A 24,470-nucleotide genomic window follows, 5' to 3' on the forward strand; every position below is an offset into this window, starting at 1 on the left:
GGTTTGTCAACGGGTTGATCTCGCCCGGGCGGGCGGCGGCATGGAACTCCCGCTACCCCGGCCCGGTCGGCCTGGTTACGCTCTCGCTGAAGACGTTGAGGAGGCACCAGTGAGCTCGAGGCTCGACGCGAACGACGGCGCGGAGCCCTACGCGGTCGCCGCCGAACACATCCGGCTGTTGACCAAGGTGGCCCGGATGTACCACGAGCGCGGCGTGCGGCAGCCGCAGATCGCGGAGCTCCTGCACATCTCCCAGCCTCGCGTGTCGCGGCTGCTCAAACAGGCTGTGGCCGCCGGCATCGTCCGCACCGTGGTCATCACTCCGCGCGGCGTGCACGCCGACCTGGAGGACGCCGTCGAGCAGCGGTACGGATTGAGCGAGGTCGTGGTCGCCGACAGCGCCGGGCAGACCGACGAGATCGCCGTGACCCGATCCATCGCCGCCGCGGCCGCCGTCTACCTGGAGACCACGCTCAGCCGCAGCGACCGGGTCGGGATCTCCTCCTGGAGCGCCACGCTGCTGGCCACCGTCGACGCCATGCACTCGGCGGCGGGCCTCGCGGCCGAGCGTGTGGTGCAGATCCTCGGCGGCGTGGGGATGAGCGCCGCACAGAGCCAGGCGACGCGGCTCACCGGCGGGCTCGCTCGCCACACCCGCGCCGAGGCGGTCTATCTGGTCGCTCCCGGTCTCGTGGCGACGTCCGAGATGCGCCAGGCGCTGGTGCGCGAGCCGAGCATCGCAGCCGTACTGGATGCATGGCAGGACCTGACCGTCGCGCTCGTCGGCGTGGGCAGCCTCGAGCCCTCCACCCTGCTGCGGCAGAGCGGCAACGCGATCGCGGGGCAGGAGGAGCAGCGGCTGCGCGAGCTCGGCGCGATCGGCGACGTGTGCATGCGGTTCTTCGACGAGCACGGCCAGCACATCGCCTCGGACCTTGACGATCGGGTGCTGGGCATCAGCGCCGAGACCCTCAAGAAGGTGCCCCGCCGCATCGGGGTGGCCGGCGGGGAACGCAAGTGGCGCGCCATCCGCGCGGCCCTGCGCGGCGGCTGGCTGAACGTGCTCATCACGGACCAGGCCACGGCCGCCGAGCTCCTGCGCGACTGAACCGTCTCCGGCACCGCGACTGTCCAATCTGGAACGTCGCCGGCGCGCACGCCGATGGCCGGGCCGGTGCGGACGTTGTGTGCGTCCGCACCGGCCCGGCCGTTTTCATCCGGGCGCTTGCGATGCTCAGATGACCTGGATGAGCACCCGGTCGTAGCGGGTCAGCGGGAACTGGCCGGAGTCGGTCCCCTGGAGGATGACGGAGATCGTCTGGCCTGGCACCGCGTCGGCCGGGATCGTGACCGTCACGTGGTCGTGGCCGCCACGGTCGGCGATCGCGACCTTGCCCGGGTAGGTGCCCTCCTCCTGGTACTGCCACCAGCTGGTCGCGACCTGGCCCCCGTCGGGGTCGTTGGCCACGCCGTTGAGGTTCACGACCGAGCCCGGCTTCGCCTTGACGGTGCCGTTGCCGGCGATCTTGACGTCAGGCGCGTGGTTCCCGTTGCGGTAGTTGCCGTCCAGGGACCACTGGACGCGGGCCGCGAAGTCGTTCTGCGCGGCACCGGCCCAGCGCAGCGTGGTGTAGGCCGAGACCGACGCGCCGGTCTCGTCCTTCTCGGTGGCGACCATGGTCCACAGGTTGGGCGAGGTGCTCGTCTGCACCGACCGGCCGCCCCAGCCACCCAGCGACGGGTTCGCCGGGTCCTGGATGCCGGTGTGGAACAGCGGGTTGAACGCGACGTTGTCTCCCTCGGAGAGGAAGTCGTACGGCGAGAGCGGCTTGCACCAGCCGGTGGGGGCGAGCTTCGGGTCGCCGAAGATGTCGAGCTGGTCGCCCGGCATCGACTGCCCGTCCAGCCAGGAGCGGTAGAGCGAGCCCAGCGGGCCGACCTGGATGTTCTGCTTGATCCAGGCGCCGCTGAAGTACACCCGGTCCTGCGGCAGCCCACGGGTGTTGCCCGTGCCGCGGCTGCAGTTGTAACCCCAGGTCGAGTAGCCGGCCTGGAGGTTCTCGACCCGGAGGCTCGGCCACACCGGCGCGATGTACTGCGCGTAGGTGTCGTCCTGGAAACCGCTGGCCAGGATCACCGCCTTCTTCGAGACGGCGTCCTTGATCTGGCTCCACTGCGCGGTGCCGGAGTACTGGTCCTCAATGGACTTGAGCGCCCGCGCGATCGTGCTCGTGCCGCCCCACGCCTGCAGGTACAGCGGCCGCGGGTCGTGGTCGAGCAGGAGGTCACGGATCAGGTTCGATCCGTCGGTGTCGTGGTCCATCTCGTTCTCAAAGTCGATGTTGCCGACCTTGACCTTCGACAGCAGCTCGCTCGGCTTGGGGTAGTTCGGGTCGTGCTTCTTCAGGTTGGGGTAGACCTGAGCGTATGCGGCCAGGACCTGGTCCTGGATGGTGTTGGTGCCGGTCCAGCGCCACGACGTCTGCGGGGTCTTGTACTCGCGGCCGGGCAGGAAGAACTCCGTGCCCTTCCCGTCGCCGGCCCAGTGGAACTTGCCGCTGGCGTAGACGATGCCCTGGGTGTCCACGTCGTTGGTGTAGAACATGTACCGGATCAGGGACGCGAGGTCGTCCTGCTCCATGTCGGTGGTGACGACCGTGCGTGGCTTCTGAGCCTGCTCCGGGCCCTGGCCGGCCGCGGCAACCGGCTGCGCGGTCACGGCCGCCGCGACCGCGCAACCAACGGTGGCCACCGCCGCCGCCAGCGCCCGGAAACGACGTCGGGAAACGGGAGCCGAGCCGTCCTGGGGTTCGGACGTCTGCATTGCAGCTCCTCTCTAGTGAATATCTATTCACTATCGAATGGAATATCACCCGCGAGCAGTATTAAGTTTCGGCACGATGTCGTCAAGATTTCGCGCTCATGATTGTTCGCGCCGATCACTGCCCGGCGGCACCACCGGACCAGGCCGTTGAGCAGCAACGATGCGAGGACCGCCCGGACCTGCCCAGCCGGCGGGGCGGGCTACTGAGTCATGCCCGATCGAGCAGGTGGTTGCTCGGTCCCCAATCGATCTTCCAGTCCTCGTAGACACCGAGCATGCCGCAGGCCAGGCAGCGGAGTCCCACAAAGACCCAGCGCACGTCGCCGTCGTCGCGCATCGAGTAGCCGACCGCCGCGGCGAAGTCTTCCTCGCCGCACGGGCAGGCGCAGCAGTACTCCGCGTCGGCGTCGTCGTCCCAGTACTCGTCGCTGTCGGCGATGAACTCGTGCTGCCGGCAATCCAGGCAGGTACGCCGGGCGGCGGACTCCTCGTCCATCACGAGCACTTCGAACCGCCGGCCGCCACACGCCCGGCAGACACACTCACGGACTTCGTCGACGGCATAGCCGCCGGGCTCGGGGCGCTTGAGGAAGGCGGCGAGGTCCTCGAAGGAGGAGCCGTAGACCGGCTCGGCAACGCTCTCGCTCATGTGGCACCCCCGATGGCGTCGGCACCACGGAGTCTAGCCAGCGGAGGCTTGCCGGGTGGTGAGGGCGAACAGGTCGCCGCGGTAGAGCTGGCACTCCAGCCCGACGCGGACCTCGAACATCGCGACGCCCTGGCCGCAGCGGTACGAGTCGGCCTCCGGCAAGGTCATGGGGCGCACCGTCACGGTGGCGTCCGGGGGCAACTCGATCAGGACCCGCTCCTGGGACGGCCGCACGATCGCCAGCCGCCCGCGCCGCCGCACCACCCAGCCCTCCACCGTCAGCACGTCCATCGCGTCCCGCACCGTGTCGCGGCTGCACCCGAAGGACCTGGCGATGCTCGCCTCGCTCGGCAGCTGAGCCCCGGGCGGATAGACCTTCGCGACGAGCTGCTCGCGCAGCGCACCAGCAACGTCGCGAAACCCAACCTGACCTGGAACCAGCTCATCCATGGCAGGAGAGTCTAGCCTTGTGGCCCTGTGGTGTGAAGCCCAGAAGTCTGCACGCTGACATAAGAGTGAGGGGCCGCCGGTAGGCTCCTCGTCGGCAGGGCCGTAGCGCAGAGGTCGTCGCGTCCGACTCCGGATCGGAAGGACGCCGGTTCGAATCCGGCCGGCGCTGCCCCCGAGAAGTCCGGCGCTGCCGCCGAGGAGCAGCGCCGCCCGAAAGGGCGATCGTCAGTGGGTGTCCGGGTCGGCGCGTTGCCGGCCCGTTTCGAGTTCCCAGGCGGACAGCTGCTCGCTCAGCGCCTTCATCAGTTCGAAAACCTGCTGCGGCGGGATTCGAACGCGCGAGACGACCCGTGCCGGAAGGTGCACGAACTGGTTTCCCGCGTCGTCCTCGCCCAGGCCCGGGGGTGCGGTGAACACCGAGAAGTCCAGGATGAAACCGTCCGGCTGGTGCCAGAGGTTGACGAAGTTCGCGTACACCCCGGCCTCGATCTCGGGCGGGATATTGAACGAGATGCGCGGTGGCGTTCCTTCGGGCAGCGGATGCGTCATGTGAACGCACAGTAGCCGGGACGGCGCGAAAAAACCGGCCGCCCCGAAATGGGACGGCCGGTCGCTGGAAAAGGGTCATGCGGTGGTGCTGAACGCGGTGCCGCGGGCGAAGGCGGCGTCCATGCGCTGCGACAGGGCGTCGAGCTCGGAGAACTGGGCCTGGTGGGCCGACTCGGAGCCCTCGGCGGCGAAGACGTGGTCGTCCTCGGACGCGTCGTGGCTGTAGTTCGTGTACTCGTCGGCCTCGTAGTGCACCGAGGGGCCCTGGTCGAACGCCACGTGCGTGCCGTGCTGGTAGGCGGTCGACTCGGCCGCCGAGTGGTCCTGCTCGTAGACGCCGAACTGGTTGTTGTAGTCGGCCTCCGAACCCTCGGCCTGGTGCAGCTGGTCGAGGCTCTGCGACTCCTGGCCGGCCTCGTACTGCCCGTAGTCCATGTCACTCATCTCTATGTCTCCCTTGAAAATGTTCGTGTTCCGTTGCCAGAAACATTAGGGAGACGGGGATCTACTGTGCTCCCGGAAACGTGCCACCCGCCATGCGCAGCAGATCGAGGGCCTCGTCCAGCTCCTGTTCGCTCAAGGTGCCGCGCTCGACGTGGCCGCGCTCGACGACGACCTCGCGGATCGTCTTGTTCTCGCGCAGGGCCTGCTTGGCGACGGCGGCGGCCTCCTCGTAGCCCAGGTGGCGGTTCAAGGGGGTGACGATCGAGGGGGAGCCGGCCGCGTACGCCGCCAGAATCTCCTCGTTGGCGGCCAGGCCGTCGATGCAGCGCCGGGCGAACAGGCGGGCCACGCTCGACAGCAGGGCGATGGACTCCAGCAGGTTGTCGGCGATCACCGGGAGCATCACGTTGAGCTCGAAGTCGCCCTGGGTGCCGGCGAAGGCGACCGCGGCGTCGTTGCCGATGACCTGCGCGACGACCTGGCGCACGGCCTCGGGGATGACCGGGTTGACCTTGCCGGGCATGATCGAGGAGCCGGGCTGGAGGTCGGGGATGGCCAGCTCGCGAAGGCCGGCGCGCGGACCCGAGCCCATCCAGCGGATGTCGTTGGCGATCTTGTACAGGCCGGCGGCGATGGTTCGCAGTACACCCGAGGCCTCGACCAATGCGTCGCGGGCGCCCTGTGCCTCGAAGTGGTTGCGGGCCTCGGTGAGCGGCAGGCCGGTCGCCTCGGCGAGGCGGGCCACGACCCGGGGCGCGAAGCCGGGCGGGGTGTTCAGGCCGGTGCCCACCGCGGTGCCGCCCAGGGGCAGCTCGGCCACCCGGGGCAGGACGGCGGCGATGCGGTCGGCGCCGTAGCGCACCTGGGCCGCGTAGCCGGAGAACTCCTGGCCGAGGGTGACCGGGGTGGCGTCCATGAGGTGAGTGCGGCCCGCCTTGACCACGCCGGCGAACTCCTCGGCCTTGCGCTGCAGCGCCTCCGCCAGGAACAGCAGCGCGGGGCTGAGCGAGGTCGCCAGCTCCGCGGCGGCGGCGACGTGGATGGCCGTCGGGAAGACGTCGTTGGACGACTGCGACGCGTTCACGTGGTCGTTCGGGTGCACCGGGCGGTCCAGCGCGCGGCTGGCCAGGGTGGCGACGACCTCGTTGACGTTCATGTTGGTCGAGGTGCCCGAGCCGGTCTGGAAGACGTCGATCGGGAACTGGTCGTCGGCCTCACCCGCGGCCACCCGGTCGGCGGCGGCGCCGATCGCGGCCGCGACGTCCGGCTCGACGACGCCCAGCTCGCCGTTGACCGCGGCGGCGGCCGCCTTGATCCGGGCCAGGGCGCGGATCAGGGCCGGGGGCAGTCGCCGGCCCGAGATCGGGAAGTTCTCCACCGCCCGTTGGGTCTGGGCCCGCCACAGGGCCTCGGCGGGGACGCGCACCTCGCCCATCGTGTCGTGCTCCACGCGGTACTCCATGAAGCAAATATGCCCCGAATGTCACCGTGTAAGGGCGGTGAGGTCCGTCGCTCCCATCGAGGTGAACAGCGCCACGGCCTCGTCCATCCGGCCCAGGCCGACCAGGGCGCGGGCCTTCTCGTAGAGGTCGCCGATGCGGGAGGACTTGGCGTAGGCCTCGCGGCTGAGCCGCAGGGCCTCGTCGGGGCGGCCGGCCGCGCGCAGCGTGAGGGCCAGGTCGTTGGCGGTCAGGCACTGGCCGGAGACGTCGGCGACGTGCTCCATCTGGTCGCGGGCCGCGCGCTGGCAGGCGATCGCGTCGGTCAGGCGGCCGCTCAGGCGGTAGGCGGTGCCGAGCTTGCTCAGCGTCTCGGCGGTGCCGTACTGGTTGACCGTGTCCCGCTTGAGCACGAGCGCGCGGCGCAGCAGGGCGGTCGCCGTGGTGAGGTGGCCCAGGTGCAGGTGCACCAGGCCGAGCTCGCCGATCATGATGGCCATGATCCGGAGGTCGTCGATGCGCCGGGCCACGGCCAGGCCGAGCCGGTTGGCGGCCAGCGCCTGCTGGTAGTTGCCGGCCTGGGTGTACACGATGGCCATCGTGCTGTGCAGCTTGAACTGCAGGATCGGGGGCACCTCGTCCAGGCGCAGCGCGGCGGCCGCCTCGGCCGAGGCCAGGGCCTCCGGGTACTGGCCCAGGCGGACGTGCAGCATGGCCAGGTTGGTCAGCGCGGTGCCGACCAGCCGCGGCATGTTCCCCCGCTCGGCGATGCGGATGACCGCGTGCAGCGTGGTGAGGGCGTCGGTGAGGCGGCCCATCCGGAAGTACACGGCGGCCAGGTAGTTGCGCGACTCCGCCTCCAGCTCGGCGTCGGCGAGGGCCATGGCCGCCGCGATCGCGCGCTCGTACAGGTCGAGCTGGTGCTCGCCGAAGCCGAAGCCGAACAGAAACGGCGACACCGCACGGGTGAGCAGGCAGGTGTGCCGGTGGCGGCTGGCGTCGGCGGCCAGGCGGGTGACGCCGAGGACGTTGGGCAGCTCCCGCTCCAGCCAGCGGCGGCCCTCCGGCGGGCTGGCGAAGACCGGCGCGGTCGGCGGCGGGGTCTCCAGGCGCAGCACCGAGCGGGCGTCGGAGAGCTCCATGAACCGGGTAGCGGAGATCACCGCGTACAGATAGTGGTCGAGCAGTCGCTCAACAGCGTCGGCGTCGGGTGGGGCGAGCCGGGCCGCGTAGTCTCGCAGGAGGTCGTGCAGCCGGTACCGCCCGGCCGCCGGCGACTCGACCAGGTGCACGTCGACGAGCTCCTCCAGCAGCTCCTCGGTCTCGTCGACGGCCATCCCGGCCAGCGCCGCGGCCGCCGCGGGCTCGAAGTCGCCCGGTGGGTGAAGACCCAGAACCGCGAAAAGCTTCTGCAGCGGTACGGCCAAATGCTGGAACGACAGCGTGAACGCGGCCGCCACCGTGCGCCCGTCGACGGCGAGCTCGCCCAGGCGCCGGTCGGCGATGCGCAGCCGCGCGGCCAGGTCCGCGACCGTCCAGGTCGGCCGGTGCTGCAGGCGGGCGCCGGCCAGCCGGACGGCCAGCGGGAGCCGCCCGCACAGCTCGGCCACCTCGATCGTGCAGCCCGGGTCCGCGTACGCGCGCTCCCCCACGGTCCGGCGCAGCAGCTCGACGGCGTCGTCCAGCGGGAGCACGTCGAGGGAGACCGTCTGCGCCCCGTCGAGGCCGCCGAGTCGCCGGCGGCTGGTGATGACCACGCCGGTGTGCGCGGTGCCGGGCAGCATCGGCAGCACCTGGGCGGTGTCGAGGGCGTTGTCCAGCAGCACCAGCACCTGCCGGTCGGCGAGCTCGGTGCGCCACAGCACGGCGCGGTCGTCGAGGCCGGGCGGCACCTGCTCGGCCGCCGCCCCGAGCTGGCGCAGCAGGGCGCCGAGGGCCTCACCCGGGTCGAGCGGTGAGCGGTCGCTGTGGCCGCGCAGGTCGAGGTACAGCTGGCCGTCGGGGTAGCGCTCGGCGGCGGCGTGCGCGACCCGCACGGCGAGCGTGGTCTTGCCGGTGCCGGCCATGCCGTCGATCGCGATGACCTCGCGCCGCTCGTCGCGCAGCTGCCCGACCAGCCGCCTGACCAGCTCGGCGCGGCCGGCGAAGTCGGCCACGTCGCGGGGCAGGCAGCGGGCGGCCCGCCGGCCCAGCGCCCGCGCCGGCTGGGGCAGCAGCAGCTCGGCGTCGCCGTTGAGGATGCGCCGGTGCAGCTCGACCAGCTCGGTCCCGGGCTCGATGCCGAGCTCCTCGGCCAGCAGCGCCCGGCCGCGGCGGAACACGGCCAGCGCGTCGGCCCGCCGGCCGGTGCGGGCCAGCGCGGTCATCAGGTGACCGCGGAACTGCTCGTGGTGCGGGTAGCGCTCGACCAGGTCGGCGACCTCGGCCAGGATCTCCTCGGCCAGGTCGAGCTGCAGCTCCAGGTCGAGGCAGAAGGCCATGGCGGCGGTCCACTGCTCCTCGAGGTGCGCGGCCGCGGCCCGGACCACGTCGGAGTCGACGTCGGTCAGCGGCCGGCCGCGCCACAGCGCCAGCGCGGCCCGCAGCTCGTCGCGCCCGCGGGGCAGGTCGCCGTCGGCCGAGGCGGCCCGCCCGCGCTCGACCCGGGCTGCGAACAGGGCGGCGTCGAGGTCGTCGGGGCCGACCTTGATGCGGTACCCGGCCGGCTCGGTGACCACCAGGTCCTCCGGCAGCCCGGCCTTGCGCAGCAGCTGGCGCAGCCGCGACACGCAGCTGTGCACCTGGGCCCGCGCGGTCGGCGGCGGGCTGGTGTCCCACAGGGCAGCGATGACCTGCTGCACGGGCACGAGCTGGCCCTCGCGCAGCAACAGCAGCGCGAGCAGAACCCGCTCACGCGGAGCCGCGACCGTGATCTCGGTAACCGGCGTCCGAATCTGCACCGGTCCCAAGATCGAAAATCGGGTCGAATCGCGCATACTCACCCTCTGTGCGGCCGCCGCCTCCCCTCGAAGCTGCACGCTCGAATACCCGATGGTAGTCAGATGAGAGCGTCGAAAGAGCATGGGCGGCGACCCTTTTTCAGCGGAGCGCATGCGCGTGCCGGAATGCGTCCAGAGTTTGCCGAGCTTTTGCTCAGGACCTGCGGTTGGTTCTACTCAATCGAAGGTCTCGCTTGCTCCGGACGAACGGGGATATTTCGGTCGCGCGGGCGAATCGTTCGGTGAGGGGCTGCACCCAATGACGTGTGCGGCCCCTGAAATATTTCGTTCCGTTGATATCGACTCACGGAACGTCACGGGGTTCGGCGGCGGTACAAATTCGCCGCCGACTTCTCCGTTATCACCGGTTTTCCGCGATTCATCCCGAACTGCCGGCCGTCGCTACCAGTGCCCGCGGAAGTACCGCCGCCAGCACAACGCGATGACGAGCACCGCGGCGACGTAGCCCAGCACCGCCGAGTGGAGCCTGACGGCACACACGGCGGCGACGAGGGCGGCAACCATGAACACCCACGAGACGAGCACGCCGCCCACCCCGTCGCGCCGCGCGGCATAGCGCTCCAGCCAGTCCCACGGCCCACGCCCGCCCACCCGACGAATGCTACCGGTGATCGAGGCGCATCGCTGCGTGACGATGGCGACTCGCGACCCGGACTTCGGCGCCGCACGGCCCACCCGCCGCGACCAGCCGGGCCGCACTGAGCGGACGGCCGATGCATTCCGCGTGCGCCACGGAGCAGCGTGGTCCCCAACCGGCTTCGATCGGGGGCGCCGCGTGAGCGAGGGACCGCCGGACCGCGAGTCGCGCGAATGCGACCGCTGCGGTGGCAGAGGCCGGCTCTTTCCCCACGACTTAGGCCCGCCCGGATGGGTCATTCCCGCCGACATATGCCCAGAGTGCGAGGGAAGCGGGTCGGGTGAGGATGCGGGCGTCGCATGCCTGATCTTGGTCATGCTCGCCGCCGGCGTGGTCGCCTGCCTCTGCTACTGGGGCGGCACGCTCCTGTCGAGGTGATCGGCTACCGGGCGCCGGCGTGGCGGCGCAGGTCCGCCGGCGGCATCGGGTGTGCGGAGTCCGCGCACCCGAATGCCGTGCGGTACGTCTAGCGGCGGCCGACGGTCAGGACCGGCTTGGTGACCTCGGCGAAGAAGTCGTTGCCCTTGTCGTCGACGACGATGAAGGCCGGGAAGTCGACCACGTCGATCTTCCAGACGGCCTCCATGCCCAGCTCCGGGTACTCGATGACCTCGACGTGCTTGATGCAGTCCTGGGCCAGGCGGGCCGCCGGGCCGCCGATCGAGCCGAGGTAGAAGCCGCCGTGGCTGCGGCAGGCGTCGGTCACCTGCTTGGATCGGTTGCCCTTGGCCAGCATGACCAGGGAGCCGCCGGCGGCCTGGAACTTCTCGACGTAGGCGTCCATGCGGCCGGCCGTGGTCGGGCCGAAGGAGCCCGACGCGTAGCCCTCCGGGGTCTTGGCCGGGCCGGCGTAGTAGACGGCGTGGTCGCGCAGGTAGGCGGGCATCGGCTCGCCCGCGTCCAGGCGCTCGGCGATCTTGGCGTGGGCGATGTCGCGGGCGACGACCAGGGGGCCGGTCAGGGAGAGGCGGGTCTTGACCGGCAGGGCGGAGAGCTGGGCGCGGATCTCGGACATCGGGCGGTTCAGGTCGACGGTGACCACGTTGTCGTCGAGGTGCTCGTCGGTGACGTCGGGCAGGAAGCGGGCCGGGTCGCGCTCCAGCTGCTCCAGCCAGATGCCGCTCTCGTTGATCTTGCCGACGGCCTGGCGGTCGGCGGAGCAGGACACGGCGATGGCGACGGGGCAGGAGGCGCCGTGGCGCGGGAGGCGCACGACGCGCACGTCGTGGCAGAAGTAGCGGCCGCCGAACTGGGCGCCGATGCCGAACTCGCGGGTCAGCTGGAGCACCTGGGCCTCCAGCTCGAGGTCGCGGAAGCCGTGGCCGACCGGGGAGCCCTCGGTGGGGAGGGTGTCCAGGTACTTGGCCGAGGCCAGCTTGGCCGTCTTCAGCGCGTGCTCGGCCGAGGTGCCGCCGATGACGACGGCCAGGTGGTACGGCGGGCAGGCCGCGGTACCGATGAGGCGCAGCTTCTCCTCCAGGAACTGCATCATCCTCGTCGGGTTGAGCAGGGCCTTCGTCTCCTGGTACAGGTAGCTCTTGTTGGCCGAGCCGCCGCCCTTGGCCATGAAGAGGAACTTGTAGGCGTCGTCGCCCTCGGCGTACAGCTCGACCTGCGCCGGCAGGTTGGAGCCCGTGTTCTTCTCGTCCCACATGGTCAGCGGGGCCAGCTGCGAGTACCGCAGGTTCAGCCGCGTGTAGGCGTCGAACACGCCCCGCGCGATGGCCTCCTCGTCGCGGCCGTCGGTGAGCACGAAGCGGCCGCGCTTGCCCATGACGATCGCGGTGCCGGTGTCCTGGCACATCGGCAGCACGCCGCCCGCGGCGATGTTGGCGTTGCGCAGCAGGTCGAGGGCGACGAAGCGGTCGTTCGGCGAGGCCTGCGGGTCGTCGATGATCGAGCGCAGCTGGGTGAGGTGTGCGGGGCGCAGGAAGTGCGCGATGTCGTGCATGGCCTCGTCGGTCAGGCGGGTGAGCGCCTCCGGCTCGACCGTCAGGAACCGCCCGTCGCGGCCGACCCCGTCGCTGGTGACCAAGCGGTATTCGGTGTTGTCGGGTCCGAGTGGCAGCAGCGGGGAGAACGCGAATTCGGGCATGACCCCGACTGTATTACTCGACGCCCGCCACCCTGAGCAGGGCCGCCGTCAGTGCCGCGGCCACCACAACGACGACGAACGGGGCCTTGCGCCAGGCCAGCACGGCACCGACCAGCACGCCCGCGGGCCGCGCGAGGCCCACGAAGTGCGTGCCGTCCAGCAGGGCGGCGGTGCCGATGAGGGCGGCCAGCAGGGCGACGGCGGCGAGCGTGAGGTACCGCCGGACCCCCTCCGACACCGAGATCCGGTCGCGCAGGACGGGCCCCGCGAAACGGAAGGCGTAGGTGCCGAGGGCCAGCGCGATGATCGCGATCCAGCTCATGACGAGCGCCTCCCGGGGACGAGTTTCGAGGACCTTCCGAGGACGAGCGCGAGCAGGGCCACGAGCACGGGCAGGCCCGCGGGCAGGAACGGGGTGCTGAGCAGCGCGAGCGCCGCGCCGCCGAGGGCGACCAGGGTCGACGCGCGGTCCTTGAGCGAGGGCAGCGTCAGGGCCAGCAGCGCGGCCGGGAACGCGGCGTCGATGCCGAACGTGTCCGGGTCGCCCAGCGCGGAGCCGACGACCGCGCCGACGAAGGCCGCGACGTTCCAGGTCAGAAACAGCGCGATGCCGGTCATCCAGTACGCCCGGCGCCGGCGCAGCGGATCCTCCTGGGCCAGGGCGAAGGCGACCGACTCGTCGGTCATCACGTGGCTGCCGAACAGCCGGGACCAGCGGGAGGCGCCGAGCACCTCGTTGCCGATCGCCAGGCCGAACGGCAGGTGCCGCGCGTTGAGCAGCAGGCCGGCCGCGATGATCGCGACCGCGGTGGCCCCCGCGCCGGCCAGGCCGACCGCGAGGAACTGGGCGCCCCCGGCGTAGACGAACGCGTTCATGACCATGATCTGGGCCAGCGGCACGCCCGCGGCGGAGGCGATCGCGCCGAACGACAGCCCGACGACCACGGCGGCCGCGCACAACGCCATCACGTCGCGGGCGATCGGATCTGTTCGGAGAATCGAACGCATAGTTCGGTATGCTGGACCCAGGCCGGAGCGTTCGTCAAGCCGAATACATCGTTCGACGCACCGAACAGGACGAGGATGCATCCCAACAAGCCCCCGATCGACCTCATCGCCGCCGCCCTCCGCCGGGAGCGGGAGCGCGAGAAGCTGTCGCTGAGCGAGGTGGCCAAGCGCGCCGGGATCGCCAAGTCCACGCTCAGCCAGCTCGAGTCGGGGGCCGGCAACCCGAACATCGAGACCCTGTGGGCCCTCGCCGTCGCGCTCAACGTGCCGTTCAGCCGGCTGGTCGAGCCGCCGCCGACCGCGCCGCGGGTGATCCGGGCCGGCGAGGGACCGACGGTCAGGTCCGAGCAGGCCGACTTCGTGGGCACGCTGCTGGCCACCTGCCCGCCGGGGGTGCGCCGCGACATCTACCTCATGCGCGTGGAGCCGGTCGGCGCCCGCAAGGCCGACGCCCATCTGGCCGGCACGATCGAGCACGTGGTCATGGTCAGCGGCCGCCTCCGGGTCGGCCCCGAGGACTCCCCGGTCGACCTCGACGTGCACGACTACGCGTCCTTCGCCGGCGATGTCGCGCACGGCTACGAGGCCCTCGCGCCCCACACCTCCTTCGCGCTGATCATGGAACACCGCTGATATCTGATTGGCCGTTGTACCGCTTGACGCCCCCCAATAGCGTCGGTCCATGACGCTCATCGCGCACGTCAGCGACACCCACCTCGACGGCACGCCCCGCAGCGCCGAGCGGGTCGACCGGGTCGTCGAGCACCTCGCCGGACTGCACCGGCCGGTGGACGCCGTGCTGCTCACGGGGGACCTGGCCGACCACGGCGAGCCCGACGAGTACGCCGGCCTGAAGGTCTTCGAGCGGCTCGGCGTACCGCTGCTGCACCTTCCGGGAAATCACGACAAGCGGGAGCCCTTCGTGGCGGCCGGCCTGGGGCCGCTGAACCGCACCGAGCGGGTCGGGGACCTGCTGCTGGCGCTCGTCGACTCGACCATCCCGGGCCGGGGCGACGGGCTCGTGGAGGACGCGACGCTGGAGTGGCTCGACGGCGCGCTGGCCGGCACCGACCCGGCGCTCGTGTGCTTCCACCACCCGCCGGTCGGGGTCGGCCACCCGTACGCCGACAAGGCCCGCCAGTTCGGCGAGGAGCGTCTCGCCGAGGTCATCGCCCGGCACCCGAACGTCCTGGCCATCCTGTGCGGCCATTTCCACACGGCCACGGTCACCACGTTCGCGGGCGTGCCGGTGTTCATCGCCCCGGCCGTGGCCTCGACGCTGATCATGCCGTGGGAGGTCGACGGCGGCGACCTGGACCGCGACGGCCCGGTGGCGATCGCCTACCACCTCTTCGCCGAAGGGCGGCTCACCACCACCTATCGGTTCATTTAGGTGTACCGCAGATAGCCGATCGTCCGGCCCCGGCCGATCATCAGCCCGTGCTCGCCGACCCCGATGACGTCGGCGGTGGTCTTCGCGTCGAGCAGCTTGGTGCCGCCGCTGGGGCTGTAGGCGATCAGCCGGCCCTCGCGGGAGTCGCGCACGAGCACCGCGTACCGCGAGAGGGCCACGTCGGCCTTGTCGGGGATCGTCTGCTGCCACAGGCGGCCGCCCTTGTCGAAGCCGACGACCGCCAGGGTCTTGCCGCCGTCGGTGCGCACGAGGCCGTACTGGCCGTCGGCCGCCACGATCTCGTCGCCGTCGGCGCCGGCCCACATCTCGCGCCCGTCGCGCGGGGAGAGGAACACCTCGCGGTTGTCGCCGCGGGTCGCCACCAGCACGGTGTCGGCGCCGGCCGGGTCGCGGCGCTGCTCGCAGCCCGCCCCGGACGCGGTGCGAAGGTCGTAGCCGTCCTTCTTCCACAGCGTCTTGCCGGTGCCCGGGTCGCGGGCCTCGAGGCTGTACCGGCAGTGGCCGTCCTTCGGCACGGCGCTGGAGACCAGCACCCGCCCGCCGGCCACCACCACGCGGCTGGTGTTCGTCGGCTCCTCCTCGCGCAGCAGCTTGCCGCGCAGAGTGTCGACGACCTTGACCTTCTGCTCGACCGGGAAGCCCAGCATCGCCGGGATGGCCCCGGGCATGGCGCCGATCGCGTCCCGGTAGGCCTCGGCCCTCACGTCGGTGCCGAGCAGGTCGCTGTTGATGCCGTTGAGCACCCGCCCGATGCCCGGCAGCGTGAGCTTCCAGGACTGCGCGCCGTCGCGCGGCGCCCGGGCGCTCAGGGTGCAGTCCGTCAGGCCACCGCAGGCGATGGTGAGGACGTTCTCGCGGAAGGTCCACGCCCCGACGGCGTCCTTGTCCTTCCAGCGCTCGGCGCCGCTGCTGGGGTCGAGCGCCACGAGCCCGGCGCCGCGCCGCCCGACGATCGCCACCGCCGCGCCCCCGTCGCCGGCCACCCCGGCCCAGTCGGCCTCGCGCTGCCAGAGCATGGTCCCGGCGCTGAGGGACCGGGCCTCGACCGTGCCGCGCATGTTGACCAGGACGGTGTCGCCGGCGATGACGGCGGAGAGGGGCTGGCCGCCGACCCGCTCGGTCCAGGCGGTCTCGGGGGTCGAGAGCTGGCCCGCGCTGGAGGCGACCTTCTCCCACCAGTCGGTGACCTTGGGAATCGGGTTCCAGCCGGTGACCAGGATGCCCGTGATGATCAGCGCCAGCACGCCGATCGCGCCGAGCGCCGTCTCGAAGTTGCGGACCGCTCCCCTAGCCACGACCGGCAGCGTAGCGCCGCGGCAGGATACGTCGATGGATGGCCGCTTTTGCCCGTGTCGACCGGATTCACCCTTACGTGGGCGTGCGACATATCCGAACGCTCGCCGCTTATTGCGTGGCCGCCGCTTCGACCAGCGGCAGGACTCGATAGGAGATCTGCTCGGCCAGGGCGATGATCGTCGAGGAGCGCACGATGCTCTCGTGGCTCATCACCCGGTCGATGACCCGCTGCAGGTCGGCGTTGGAGCGCGCCACCATCCGGCAGAGCAGGTCGCCGGAGCCGGTGATCGTGTGCACCTCCAGCACCTCCGGGATCTCCGCGAGATGCGCCGCCACCGGGTCGTGCCCGAACCGCTGCCGGATCTCGAGGGTCACGAACGCGGTCACCCCGTAGCCCAGCGCCGCCGGGTCGATGTCCGGCCCGTGTCCGCGGATCACCCCCCGGTCCGCGAGCCGGTCGAGCCGGGCCTGCACGGTGCCCCGGGCCACCCGCAGGCGCCGGGAGCACTCCAGCACGCCGATGCGCGGCTCGGCCGCCAGCAGCGCGATCAGCCGTGCATCGAGAGAGTCGATTGCACTGGTCACCTTGCTCACCAGTACACCCTAATCGGGGCACGAAATGTGCAACTTGACCATGCGAAACAGCGTTCCTTGCCCAACCTCGGAACCGGCGGCCAGGCTGGTCGTATGACCCGCGCTATCGAAGACCTCAGCGAGCTCATCGGGGCCGTCGAGCACGACGCGTCCCACGACCCGTTCCCGCTCACCGGGCTCGATCACGTCCGGTTCTACGTCGGCAACGCGAAGCAGGCCGCGCACTACTACTCGACCGCCTTCGGCATGTCGCTGATCGCCTATCGCGGGCCGGAGCAGGGCTACCGCGACCACGCGGAGTACGTCCTCAAGGCCGGCTCGGCCGTCTTCGTGCTCGTCGGCGGCGTGCACCGGCAGGCCCCGGCGACCCAGCACTACGAGCGGCACGGCGACGGCATCGCCGACATCGCGCTCGAGTGCCCCGACGTCGACACCGCCTACGCCTACGCGATCCGCCAGGGTGCCATCGGCCTGGAGGAGCCCCACGACGTCGAGGACGAGCACGGCGTCGTGCGCCAGGCCGCCGTGGCGACCTACGGCGAGACCCGTCACACCCTCGTCGACCGGTCCCGGTACACCGGGCCGTTCCTGCCCGGCTTCGTCGCCCGCGGCCCGATCGTGGCGCCGCCGGCCCGCCGCTACTTCCAGGCCGTCGACCACGTCGTGGGCAACGTGGAACTGGGCCACATGGACGAGTGGGTCGAGTTCTACCGCCGGGTCATGGGCTTCAGCAACATGGCCGAGTTCGTCGGCGACGACATCGCCACCGAGTACTCGGCCCTCATGAGCAAGGTCGTGGCCAACGGCACCCGCAAGGTCAAGTTCCCGCTCAACGAGCCGGCCGTCTCGCGCAAGAAGTCGCAGATCGACGAGTACCTGGAGTTCTACGGCGGCCCGGGCGCCCAGCACATCGCGCTGGCCACCAACGACATCCTGCGCACGGTCGACGAGATGACCGCGGCCGGCGTCGAGTTCCTGGTCACGCCGGACTCCTACTACGACGACCCCGAGCTGCGCGCTCGCATCGGGCAGGTGCGCGCGCCGATCGAGGAGCTCAAGTCACGCGGCATCCTGGTCGACCGCGACGAGGACGGCTACCTGCTGCAGATCTTCACCAAGCCGGTCCAGGACCGCCCGACGGTGTTCTTCGAGCTGATCGAGCGGCACGGCTCGCTCGGCTTCGGCAAGGGCAACTTCAAGGCACTCTTCGAGGCGATCGAGCGCGAGCAGGAACTTCGCGGGAACCTGTAACACTGTTCGGGTGACGTATCCGGGTCAGCCGCAGCCGGGTGGTGTCCCGAATTACGGGCCGCCACCCGCCCCACAGGGTTATCAACAGGGTTATCCACAGAATCCACAGCTCCCGCCCGGTTATCCACCGGGTTATCCACAGGGCCAGTACTCCGTGCCGCCACCCGGCATGTTCGTGCCGCGGGCGCCCAACGGCATGCCGCTGGCGAACTTCGGCGACCGGTTCGTGGCGTACCTGATCGACGCCGCGGTGCTCTTCGCCGTCAACCTCGTGCTGGCCATCCCGGTGTTCATCGGCATCATCGCGGTGATCGCCAGCGCGGCCTCCAACAACTCCACAAACGCGAGTGTCTTCATCGGCGTGCCGCTGCTGATCGAGCTGGGCTACATCCTGGCCATCGTCGCCGTGGTGTACGTGTACCACGTGGAGATGTTCGGCCGGACCGGCATCACGTGGGGCAAGCGGGCGATGAAGCTGCAGATCATCCGCACCGACAACCCAGCCCTTCCCGTCGACCGCGGGGTGCTGCTCAAGCGCTGGGCGGTGCAGTTCGCGGTCGGCATCGTCGTGCCGTTCTTCTCCTGGGTCGACAACCTGTGGCTGCTGTGGGACAAGCCCTACCAGCAGTGCCTGCACGACAAGGCAGCGGGCACCATAGTGGTGAAGGCCGGATGAGCATGACGAAGGCGGAGGCGGCGTGACAGCGCCCGGGTGGTACAAGGACCCTGCGGATCCCGACGTCCAGCGGTACTGGGACGGCGAGGGCTGGATCGGCGAGCCGGTCCCGGCGTCCGAGCCGGCCCCGGCGGAGCCGCCGGCCGCCCCTGCGCCCGCGCCGCCCGTCGCGCCCGCGCCGGCCGCCGGACCGGGCCCGGTCGTCACCACGCCCGGTGCCCCCCTGCCACAGGGCGCGGTGGTGCTGCCGCCGGGCACGCCGATCCCGCCGGGCGGCTTCCCGCCCGGACAGCTGCCGCCGGGCGCGATCGTCCTGCCGCCGGGCACGCCGCTGCCACCCGGGCTGCTGCCCCAGGGCAACCTGCCGGCGGGCGCGGTGCAGGTGCTCCTGCCGCCGCAGGCCGCGCAGCCGGTGGCGCGCCCGCACGGGCACGCCGTCGCGTCGCTGGGCGCCCGGCTACTCGCCCGGCTCATCGACATCGTCGCGGTCGCGGTCCTCAACCTGGTGATCACCGGCTGGTTCATCTACCAGTACGTCAAGGACGTCGGCCCGGTCATGGCCGAGATCTGGCGCCGGTCGATGGCCAACGAGCCGATGGGCGACCTGGCCACCTCCGAGCGGGGCAGTTCCCTGCTCGTGGTGATCCTGGTCCTCATCGCCGCGGTGTGGTTCGCCTACGAGGTGCCGGCCACCGCCAACAGCGGCCAGACGCTCGGCAAGTGGCTGCTCAAGATCAAGGTCGTCGGCCTGGAAAGCGAGCAGCCGATCGGCTTCGGCCGGGCGATCCGGCGCTGGAACCCGCTGGGCCTGTCCGTGCTGCTGTGGACCTGTGGCGTCGGCTTCCTGCTGCAGTTCGTCGACAGCCTCTCGCCCGTGATCGACTGGCCGCTGCGCCGGGCCTTCCACGACCGCTCGGCCGGCACCGTCGTGGTCGCCGCCGACGGCACCGCGCCTTCCACCACAGAGTCCACCAACGCCGGAGAACAGCCATGAGCCTCACCCGCCCCGACCTCGACGCCCTTCCCCCCTACGTCCCCGGCCGCTCGGTGCCGGGCGCGATCAAGCTGGCCAGCAACGAGGTGCCCTACGGTCCGTTGCCCGGCGTCGTGGAGGCGGTGACCGCGGCCGTCGCGGGCGCGCACCGGTACCCCGACATGGGCGTCACCGAGCTGCGCGGGCGGCTGGCCGAGCGCCTCGGCGTCGACCCGGAGCGGGTCGCCACCGGCTGCGGCTCGGTCGCGCTCTTCGAGCACCTGTTCCGCGTGACCTGCCTGCCCGGCGACGAGGCGGTATACGCGTGGCGTTCCTTCGAGGCGTACCCCATCATCGGCGCCACCACCGCGGCGACCAGCGTCCGGGTGCCGAACACCGTGACGCACGGCCACGACCTGGACGCGATGGCGGTCGCGATCACGGATCGCACCCGGCTGGTCATCGTGTGCAACCCGAACAACCCGACCGGCACGGCGGTGCGCAAGGCCGAGCTCGACGCGTTCCTCGACAAGGTGCCGGGCAACGTGCTGGTGGCGTTGGACGAGGCGTACCGCGAGTTCGTCACCGACCCCGCCGTGCCCGACGGGCTGGTGGAGTACGGCGACCGCCCCAACGTCGTCGTCCTGCGCACCCTGTCGAAGGCGTGGGGGCTGGCCGGCCTGCGCGTCGGGTACCTGATCGGCGCGCCCGAGGTGGCCGCGGCCGTGCGCAAGGTCATCACGCCGTTCTCCACCTCGCTGGCCGGTCAGGCCGCCGCGCTCGCCGCGCTCGAGGCGGAGCCCGAGATGCGCCGGCGGGTCGACCTGGTCGTCGCCGAGCGGACCCGGGTGGTCGACGCGGTCCGGAAGGTGTACCCCGACGTGCCGGAGACCCAGGCGAACTTCTTCTGGCTGCCGCTGGGCGACCGCTCCGCCGAGTTCGCCGCCGCCTGCGAGCAGGCGGGCGTGATCGTGCGCGCCTTCCAGGGCGACGGCGTGCGGGTCACGATCGGCACGCCGGAGGAGAACGACGCCTTCCTGAGCGTGATCCTGTAGGGCTGAGCCGATCCGGGCTTACCCGATGCCCACGAGCACGACGGTGTCCTGGCTGAAGTAGTACCGGTCGTCGATCTCCGACTCCTTGGTGCTCTGCAGCCGCTCGATCACCAGGTACCCCGCGTGCAGGTAGTACAGGTTGAAGACGAACCGGTCCGCGGGCCGGATGCGCAGCTCGGTGCTCGACGTGACCGCCCCGGTCTCCAGGTTGAGCACCAGCAGCTGGTACTCCCTGTTGATCACGTAGACGTTGCGCTGGTCGGCGCCGATGAGCTTCCCGGCGACCTCCGACATCCACATCCGCTTGCCGGTCGCGCGGGAGAAGGCCCAGATGTACCCCCCGGTCATCTCCTGCGCGATCACGTCCCCGACCACCACCACGGTGTCCTTGTCCGCGATCGGCTCCGGCTTGACCACGTGGTCGGCCCCGAACGACCAGTACGCCGGCGTGATGTTCCCCACGCCGGAGGCCGCGTCGGTGTACGTCACGACGTCCCCGGTCGGCGCGGCCTTGAACAGCGCGCAGCCGGACCGCCCGAGCTGGCAGGACGTGGGCTCGACGAACCAGTTGCTGACGCTGTCGCTGCCGAGCGAGGCGCCGGGCGGCCGCCAGGTGGTGAGCGGGGCCCCGCTGGCCGCGTCGTAGATCTCCAGCGTGGCCGGCTTCGCGCAGGTGTTCTTGGCGAAGTACGCGTCCCCGCTCGTCCAGTCGTTGGTCCGGCACCCGGGCTCGGCCGCGAACGACCGCGACCACCGGACGTCCCCGTTGACCGGGTCGATCCCCTCCACCACGTCCTTGCCGGTCGCGATCACGACCGGCTGCTTGTCCACCGCCGACGCCGACACGAACAGGTCCTCGGGCGCCCACACGGCCTTCGCCCCGGTACGCCGCCCCTTGAACGACTCCCCGTCGGCCGGCTCGATCTTCGTCTGCCAGACGATGTCGCCCTTCTCGGCGTCCAGCGCGACGATCTCCCCGTCCGACCACTTGGTGATGACGACCGACATCCCGACCCCGCTGGCCGGCTTCTCGACCTCGACCATCGACACGACCTCGGCCGGCCACCGCCGGTACGACCAGTGCGGCGTGTTGATCCGCTGCGCCGTCACCGGTGTGTCCGCGAACACCCGCCACTGCTCGGCGTAGACCCGCAGCCGCCCTTCGACGATCAGCGGCGCCGACGCCAGCTCCGAGTACTGGATGGCCTTGATCGGCTCCGGCGACGGCACCGGCTTGTCGGCCCGGCTGACCGTCTCGGCCGGCTTCAACGTCCGGTACGCCGTGATCCCCATCGCCGCCGTCACCACGAGGACGAGCAGCCCCGTGAGCACGAAGCGCACCGGCCGCGACCAGCTACGCGGCGACACCAGCCGGCGCAGCCCCGCCCGAGCCGTCCCCATAACCACCTCCGCGGGGCACCATACCCGGCGCATGTCGCGATTCCCTCACGGCGACCGTCGATCCGCAGAAGACTCACACCCGTCTCCCACCGCTCCGTGACCATCCCGCCCGCACGTTCCGCTCAGCGCCGCCCGCCGGATTCGCGCCGCCTCGCCCATCGAACCGTGGGCAACGCCACGCAAACATCACCCCCACGTGTCATCGCGAGGCGTGTCATGCGAGCGCTCGCCCCGGCGGGTAGGGGACGACTCCCCGGGCGCGGCGCTCAGAGGCCTCCGGGCTACCCCGCGGGGCATTCCCCCGCGGCTCGAACTCGAACTCGAACAGGCTCGGGCTCGGGGGCTCGGGCTCGGGCTCGGGTTCAGGCTCGGGCTCGGGCTTCGCGGAACGGGCTCGGGCTCGGCCTCGGGGCTCGGGGCTCGGGGTCCCCGGAACGGGCTCGGGCTCGGGGTCCCCGGAACGGGCTCGGGCTCGCTCCGCCAAACGGGCTCGGGCTCCGGCGAACGGGCTCGGACTCGGGCTCGGACTCGGGCTCCGCGGAACGGGCTCGGCGACGGGGCGCGGGCCCGGTTACTCGGGCTTGGTGATCGTGCCGGTCACCTCCCCGAAGCCGACGCGCACGCCGTCCGGGCCCGGGGCGGTGCCGGTGATGGTCACCGTGTCGCCGTCGAGCAGGAACGCGCGGGTGGTGCCGTCGTCGAGCCGGACCGGCCGCGCGCCGTTCCAGGTGCGCTCGATGAAGGAGCCGGTCTGGTCGGGGTCCGGGCCGGAGACGGTGCCGGAGGCGTACAGGTCGCCGGTGCGCGCCCAGGCGCCGTTCACCGTCATGTGGGCCAACTGCTGGGCGGGGGTCCAGTACAGGCCGGCGAACGGCGGGCGCGACACCACGGTGCCGTTCCACCGGACCTCGAGGTCGATGTCGTACCCGTGGTGCTCCGCCGCCCGCAGGTAGGGCAGCACCTCCGGCTCCTGCGCCGGCCCCGCCGCCCGGGCCGCGTCGAGCGCGTCGAGCGGCACCACCCAGGGCGAGATCGACGTGCGGAAGGACTTGCCCAGGAACGGGCCCAGCGGCTGGTACTCCCACGCCTGCAGGTCCCGCGCCGACCAGTCGTTGACGAGCACCGCGCCGAACACGTGGGCCCGGAAGTCGTCGACGGCGACCGGCCCGTCGGACGGCGCGCCGACCACGAACCCGACCTCCGCCTCGATGTCCAGCCGCTGCGAGGGCCCGAACGTCGGCGCGGCCTCGTCGGGCGCCTTGCGCTGGCCGTGTGGCCGGGGGATGTAGGTGCCGGAGACGACGACCGTGCCGGCCCGCCCGTGGTACCCGACCGGCAGGTGCTTCCAGTTCGGCAGCAGCGGCTCCCCGCCGGGGCGGAACAGGCGGCCGAGGTTGGTCGCATGCTCCTGCGAGGAGTAGAAGTCGACGTAGTCGGCCACCTCGAACGGCAGCCCCAGGCGCACCTGCGCGATCGGCAGCAGCAGCGGCTCGACCGCGTCCCGGTGCCGCCCGGCGCTCAGCAGCTCGGTCAGCCGCTCCCGGACCCGGGCCCAGGCCGGCCGGCCGGCGCTCATGAACCGGTTGAGCGTGCCCTGCCCGAGGAACGCGCCGCCCGCGTCGACCAGCCCCCGCTCCTCGGCCGCGGCCAGGTTGAGGATGCGGTCCCCGATCCGCACCCCGGTCCCCCGGAGCCGCTCCTGCCCGAACGCGCAGTACGGCAGGTTGTGCACCCCGAACGGATCGTCGTGCGCCAGCTCCAGCCAGCCCGCCGCGCTCATGCGACACCGTCCGATGCGGAACCCGCCGCGGTCGACAGGCCCGGGGTCCGGCGGGGTCGCTCCAGCAGGCCCAGGGCGACGAGGTCGGCCACCGGGTCCTGGACGCTGCAGCTGCCGAACGCCACCCACAGGGGCCGCTCGCGGTCCAGGGCCGGGCGGACGCGCTCGGCCAGCGGATAGGGCTCGGTGACGGACAGCACGCCGGCCAGGTCGGCGGGCTCGGCGCCGTCGGCGGCGGCGAGCACCGCGGCCAGGATGTTGAGGAAGCCGTGGTGGACCAGGCCGGTCTCGGCGTCGGTGTGGCGCACCGCGTGGTGCAGGCCGGCGGTGAGCTTGAACGGCAGGTCGCGGTCGCGGCAGGCGCAGATGACGGCCGCGAGCTCCACCGGCGTCGGGAAGAGCTCCGCGGCGAGGCCGCCGGTGCGGAACTTGGCGGCGATGGGCAGGCCCTCGGCGCGCAGCGCCGCGACGAGGTCGAGCGCGGACATCAGGCCCCAGGCGAGCGGCACCTCGAGGTACCACTGCCAAGGCTCCTCGCTCTTCCTCATGAGCGCGGCGAGCCGCTCGATGCCGGGGCGCGGTTCCTCGCCCCGCTTGGCCACCGGGCTCTCGATCTGGCAGGTGCCGTCGGGGAGGTCTCCCAGGGCGGCCTCGACCGCGCCGGGCTCCCCGACCAGCCCGACGGCGGTCCCCGGCGGGGCGATGGCGCGGAAGGCGTCGCGCTCGGCCACTGGGATCAGCAGCGGGCCGATGAGCGGCGCATACCAGGCCGCGCGGTGGTTCGCGTGCGCCGGCACGGCGTCGGTGAGGGCCGCGCTCCCGGGCGGGAACACGGCGGCGTCGTCGACCAGGGCGGTCAGCAGGGGTGGCACTGCGTTTGACACGGCTTCCGAATCTAGTGGACGCTTTACGGGGCGGACAACTTCGTCCGTTATC

General features: G+C 71.5%; 23 protein-coding genes and 1 tRNA gene. 8 read left to right on the forward strand and 16 right to left on the reverse strand.

The window, feature by feature from the left end:
- Nucleotides 1-109 precede the first annotated feature (109 nt).
- A complete protein-coding gene (locus tag ABD352_RS39885; RefSeq protein ID WP_344617773.1) occupies nucleotides 110-1,108 on the forward strand; it encodes a sugar-binding transcriptional regulator in 999 nt (332 codons plus the stop codon).
- Nucleotides 1,109-1,234: 126 nt separating this feature from the next.
- On the opposite strand, the gene ABD352_RS39890 is transcribed toward ABD352_RS39885, so the two are convergent.
- From ABD352_RS39890 to ABD352_RS39900, 3 genes are all read right to left on the reverse strand, one after another.
- A complete protein-coding gene (locus ABD352_RS39890; protein WP_344617774.1) occupies nucleotides 1,235-2,824 on the reverse strand; it encodes a DUF1593 domain-containing protein in 1,590 nt (529 codons plus the stop codon).
- Between the two features lie 208 nt (nucleotides 2,825-3,032).
- Nucleotides 3,033-3,473 carry a hypothetical protein gene (locus tag ABD352_RS39895; protein ID WP_344617775.1) on the reverse strand — a complete coding sequence of 147 codons (441 nt, stop codon included), beginning with the start codon at nucleotides 3,471-3,473 and terminating at the stop codon, nucleotides 3,033-3,035.
- A gap of 33 nt (nucleotides 3,474-3,506) precedes the next feature.
- On the reverse strand, nucleotides 3,507-3,923 hold the full coding sequence (locus ABD352_RS39900; protein ID WP_344617776.1) for a GntR family transcriptional regulator: 417 nt from the start codon (nucleotides 3,921-3,923) through the stop codon (nucleotides 3,507-3,509).
- A 96-nt stretch (nucleotides 3,924-4,019) separates the two neighbouring features.
- On the opposite strand from ABD352_RS39900, the gene ABD352_RS39905 reads away from it, so the two are divergent.
- Nucleotides 4,020-4,092, forward strand: a tRNA-Arg gene (locus tag ABD352_RS39905).
- 56 nt (nucleotides 4,093-4,148) lie between these two features.
- On the opposite strand, the gene ABD352_RS39910 is transcribed toward ABD352_RS39905, so the two are convergent.
- The 8 genes from ABD352_RS39910 to ABD352_RS39945 all read right to left on the reverse strand — a co-directional run bounded on the left by ABD352_RS39910 (nucleotide 4,149) and on the right by ABD352_RS39945 (nucleotide 13,094).
- A complete protein-coding gene (locus ABD352_RS39910) occupies nucleotides 4,149-4,472 on the reverse strand; it encodes a DUF3467 domain-containing protein (protein WP_344617777.1) in 324 nt (107 codons plus the stop codon).
- A 75-nt stretch (nucleotides 4,473-4,547) separates the two neighbouring features.
- Complete coding sequence (locus tag ABD352_RS39915) at nucleotides 4,548-4,916, reverse strand: hypothetical protein (RefSeq protein ID WP_344617778.1); 369 nt, start codon at nucleotides 4,914-4,916, stop codon at nucleotides 4,548-4,550.
- A gap of 61 nt (nucleotides 4,917-4,977) precedes the next feature.
- Nucleotides 4,978-6,378, reverse strand: coding sequence for a class II fumarate hydratase (locus ABD352_RS39920; protein ID WP_344617779.1), 1,401 nt, complete (start codon nucleotides 6,376-6,378; stop codon nucleotides 4,978-4,980).
- A 21-nt stretch (nucleotides 6,379-6,399) separates the two neighbouring features.
- The gene (locus ABD352_RS39925; RefSeq protein WP_344617780.1) at nucleotides 6,400-9,294 is read right to left on the reverse strand and encodes an AfsR/SARP family transcriptional regulator; all 2,895 of its coding nucleotides are present in this window, start codon (nucleotides 9,292-9,294) and stop codon (nucleotides 6,400-6,402) included.
- Between the two features lie 441 nt (nucleotides 9,295-9,735).
- A complete protein-coding gene (locus tag ABD352_RS39930; protein WP_344617781.1) occupies nucleotides 9,736-9,945 on the reverse strand; it encodes a hypothetical protein in 210 nt (69 codons plus the stop codon).
- A 512-nt stretch (nucleotides 9,946-10,457) separates the two neighbouring features.
- Complete coding sequence (locus ABD352_RS39935; RefSeq protein WP_344617782.1) at nucleotides 10,458-12,086, reverse strand: fumarate hydratase; 1,629 nt, start codon at nucleotides 12,084-12,086, stop codon at nucleotides 10,458-10,460.
- Nucleotides 12,087-12,099: 13 nt separating this feature from the next.
- Entirely contained in the window at nucleotides 12,100-12,408 is a 309-nt protein-coding gene (locus ABD352_RS39940) for an AzlD domain-containing protein (RefSeq protein WP_344617783.1), read from the reverse strand.
- On the reverse strand, nucleotides 12,405-13,094 hold the full coding sequence (locus tag ABD352_RS39945) for an AzlC family ABC transporter permease (protein WP_344617784.1): 690 nt from the start codon (nucleotides 13,092-13,094) through the stop codon (nucleotides 12,405-12,407). Before ABD352_RS39945 ends, ABD352_RS39940 begins: the two co-directional genes overlap by 4 nt.
- 75 nt (nucleotides 13,095-13,169) lie before the next feature.
- On the opposite strand from ABD352_RS39945, the gene ABD352_RS39950 reads away from it, so the two are divergent.
- The gene (locus ABD352_RS39950) at nucleotides 13,170-13,727 is read left to right on the forward strand and encodes a helix-turn-helix domain-containing protein (RefSeq protein ID WP_344617785.1); all 558 of its coding nucleotides are present in this window, start codon (nucleotides 13,170-13,172) and stop codon (nucleotides 13,725-13,727) included.
- Between the two features lie 49 nt (nucleotides 13,728-13,776).
- On the forward strand, nucleotides 13,777-14,487 hold the full coding sequence (locus ABD352_RS39955) for a metallophosphoesterase (protein WP_344617786.1): 711 nt from the start codon (nucleotides 13,777-13,779) through the stop codon (nucleotides 14,485-14,487).
- Here ABD352_RS39955 and ABD352_RS39960 read toward each other — a convergent pair.
- On the reverse strand, nucleotides 14,484-15,803 hold the full coding sequence (locus ABD352_RS39960; protein ID WP_344617787.1) for an outer membrane protein assembly factor BamB family protein: 1,320 nt from the start codon (nucleotides 15,801-15,803) through the stop codon (nucleotides 14,484-14,486). The genes ABD352_RS39955 and ABD352_RS39960 overlap by 4 nt on opposite strands.
- 109 nt (nucleotides 15,804-15,912) lie before the next feature.
- Nucleotides 15,913-16,398 (reverse strand): Lrp/AsnC family transcriptional regulator, encoded by a 486-nt coding sequence (locus tag ABD352_RS39965; protein ID WP_344617788.1) that lies wholly within the window; start codon nucleotides 16,396-16,398, stop codon nucleotides 15,913-15,915.
- Nucleotides 16,399-16,491: 93 nt separating this feature from the next.
- On the opposite strand from ABD352_RS39965, the gene hppD reads away from it, so the two are divergent.
- The 4 genes from hppD to hisC all read left to right on the forward strand — a co-directional run bounded on the left by hppD (nucleotide 16,492) and on the right by hisC (nucleotide 20,353).
- Complete coding sequence (gene hppD, locus ABD352_RS39970; RefSeq protein WP_344617789.1) at nucleotides 16,492-17,649, forward strand: 4-hydroxyphenylpyruvate dioxygenase; 1,158 nt, start codon at nucleotides 16,492-16,494, stop codon at nucleotides 17,647-17,649.
- 169 nt (nucleotides 17,650-17,818) lie between these two features.
- Nucleotides 17,819-18,325: an RDD family protein gene (locus ABD352_RS39975; protein ID WP_344617790.1), complete on the forward strand. Its 507-nt coding sequence runs from the start codon at nucleotides 17,819-17,821 to the stop codon at nucleotides 18,323-18,325.
- Nucleotides 18,326-18,347: 22 nt separating this feature from the next.
- Entirely contained in the window at nucleotides 18,348-19,319 is a 972-nt protein-coding gene (locus ABD352_RS39980) for an RDD family protein (protein WP_344617791.1), read from the forward strand.
- The gene (hisC, locus tag ABD352_RS39985) at nucleotides 19,316-20,353 is read left to right on the forward strand and encodes a histidinol-phosphate transaminase (protein ID WP_344617792.1); all 1,038 of its coding nucleotides are present in this window, start codon (nucleotides 19,316-19,318) and stop codon (nucleotides 20,351-20,353) included. Before ABD352_RS39980 ends, hisC begins: the two co-directional genes overlap by 4 nt.
- Before the next feature lie 18 nt (nucleotides 20,354-20,371).
- Here the strand turns inward: hisC and ABD352_RS39990 are convergent, their stop codons facing one another.
- From ABD352_RS39990 to ABD352_RS40000, 3 genes are all read right to left on the reverse strand, one after another.
- Entirely contained in the window at nucleotides 20,372-21,754 is a 1,383-nt protein-coding gene (locus ABD352_RS39990; RefSeq protein WP_344617793.1) for an outer membrane protein assembly factor BamB family protein, read from the reverse strand.
- 571 nt (nucleotides 21,755-22,325) lie between these two features.
- Nucleotides 22,326-23,534: a fumarylacetoacetase gene (gene fahA, locus ABD352_RS39995; RefSeq protein ID WP_344617794.1), complete on the reverse strand. Its 1,209-nt coding sequence runs from the start codon at nucleotides 23,532-23,534 to the stop codon at nucleotides 22,326-22,328.
- Complete coding sequence (locus tag ABD352_RS40000) at nucleotides 23,531-24,418, reverse strand: hypothetical protein (RefSeq protein WP_344617795.1); 888 nt, start codon at nucleotides 24,416-24,418, stop codon at nucleotides 23,531-23,533. Before ABD352_RS40000 ends, fahA begins: the two co-directional genes overlap by 4 nt.
- Between the last annotated feature and the right edge of the window lie 52 nt (nucleotides 24,419-24,470).

Source organism: Dactylosporangium salmoneum (genome assembly GCF_039532525.1).
Taxonomy (GTDB): domain Bacteria; phylum Actinomycetota; class Actinomycetes; order Mycobacteriales; family Micromonosporaceae; genus Dactylosporangium; species Dactylosporangium salmoneum.

Excerpts from the sequence above, each read along its gene's own strand:
- ABD352_RS39920 (WP_344617779.1), bottom strand. The coding sequence starts at position 6,378 with ATGGAGTACCGCGTGGAGCACGACACGATGGGCGAGGTGCGCGTCCCC.
- ABD352_RS39900 (WP_344617776.1), bottom strand. The coding sequence starts at position 3,923 with ATGGATGAGCTGGTTCCAGGTCAGGTTGGGTTTCGCGACGTTGCTGGT.
- ABD352_RS39895 (WP_344617775.1), bottom strand. The coding sequence starts at position 3,473 with ATGAGCGAGAGCGTTGCCGAGCCGGTCTACGGCTCCTCCTTCGAGGAC.
- ABD352_RS39955 (WP_344617786.1), top strand. The coding sequence starts at position 13,777 with ATGACGCTCATCGCGCACGTCAGCGACACCCACCTCGACGGCACGCCC.
- ABD352_RS39990 (WP_344617793.1), bottom strand. The coding sequence starts at position 21,754 with ATGGGGACGGCTCGGGCGGGGCTGCGCCGGCTGGTGTCGCCGCGTAGC.
- ABD352_RS39940 (WP_344617783.1), bottom strand. The coding sequence starts at position 12,408 with ATGAGCTGGATCGCGATCATCGCGCTGGCCCTCGGCACCTACGCCTTC.
- ABD352_RS39945 (WP_344617784.1), bottom strand. The coding sequence starts at position 13,094 with ATGCGTTCGATTCTCCGAACAGATCCGATCGCCCGCGACGTGATGGCG.
- ABD352_RS39910 (WP_344617777.1), bottom strand. The coding sequence starts at position 4,472 with ATGACGCATCCGCTGCCCGAAGGAACGCCACCGCGCATCTCGTTCAAT.
- hppD (WP_344617789.1), top strand. The coding sequence starts at position 16,492 with ATGACCCGCGCTATCGAAGACCTCAGCGAGCTCATCGGGGCCGTCGAG.
- hisC (WP_344617792.1), top strand. The coding sequence starts at position 19,316 with ATGAGCCTCACCCGCCCCGACCTCGACGCCCTTCCCCCCTACGTCCCC.
- ABD352_RS39950 (WP_344617785.1), top strand. The coding sequence starts at position 13,170 with ATGCATCCCAACAAGCCCCCGATCGACCTCATCGCCGCCGCCCTCCGC.
- ABD352_RS39915 (WP_344617778.1), bottom strand. The coding sequence starts at position 4,916 with ATGAGTGACATGGACTACGGGCAGTACGAGGCCGGCCAGGAGTCGCAG.
- fahA (WP_344617794.1), bottom strand. The coding sequence starts at position 23,534 with ATGAGCGCGGCGGGCTGGCTGGAGCTGGCGCACGACGATCCGTTCGGG.
- ABD352_RS39935 (WP_344617782.1), bottom strand. The coding sequence starts at position 12,086 with ATGCCCGAATTCGCGTTCTCCCCGCTGCTGCCACTCGGACCCGACAAC.
- ABD352_RS39890 (WP_344617774.1), bottom strand. The coding sequence starts at position 2,824 with ATGCAGACGTCCGAACCCCAGGACGGCTCGGCTCCCGTTTCCCGACGT.
- ABD352_RS39975 (WP_344617790.1), top strand. The coding sequence starts at position 17,819 with ATGTTCGTGCCGCGGGCGCCCAACGGCATGCCGCTGGCGAACTTCGGC.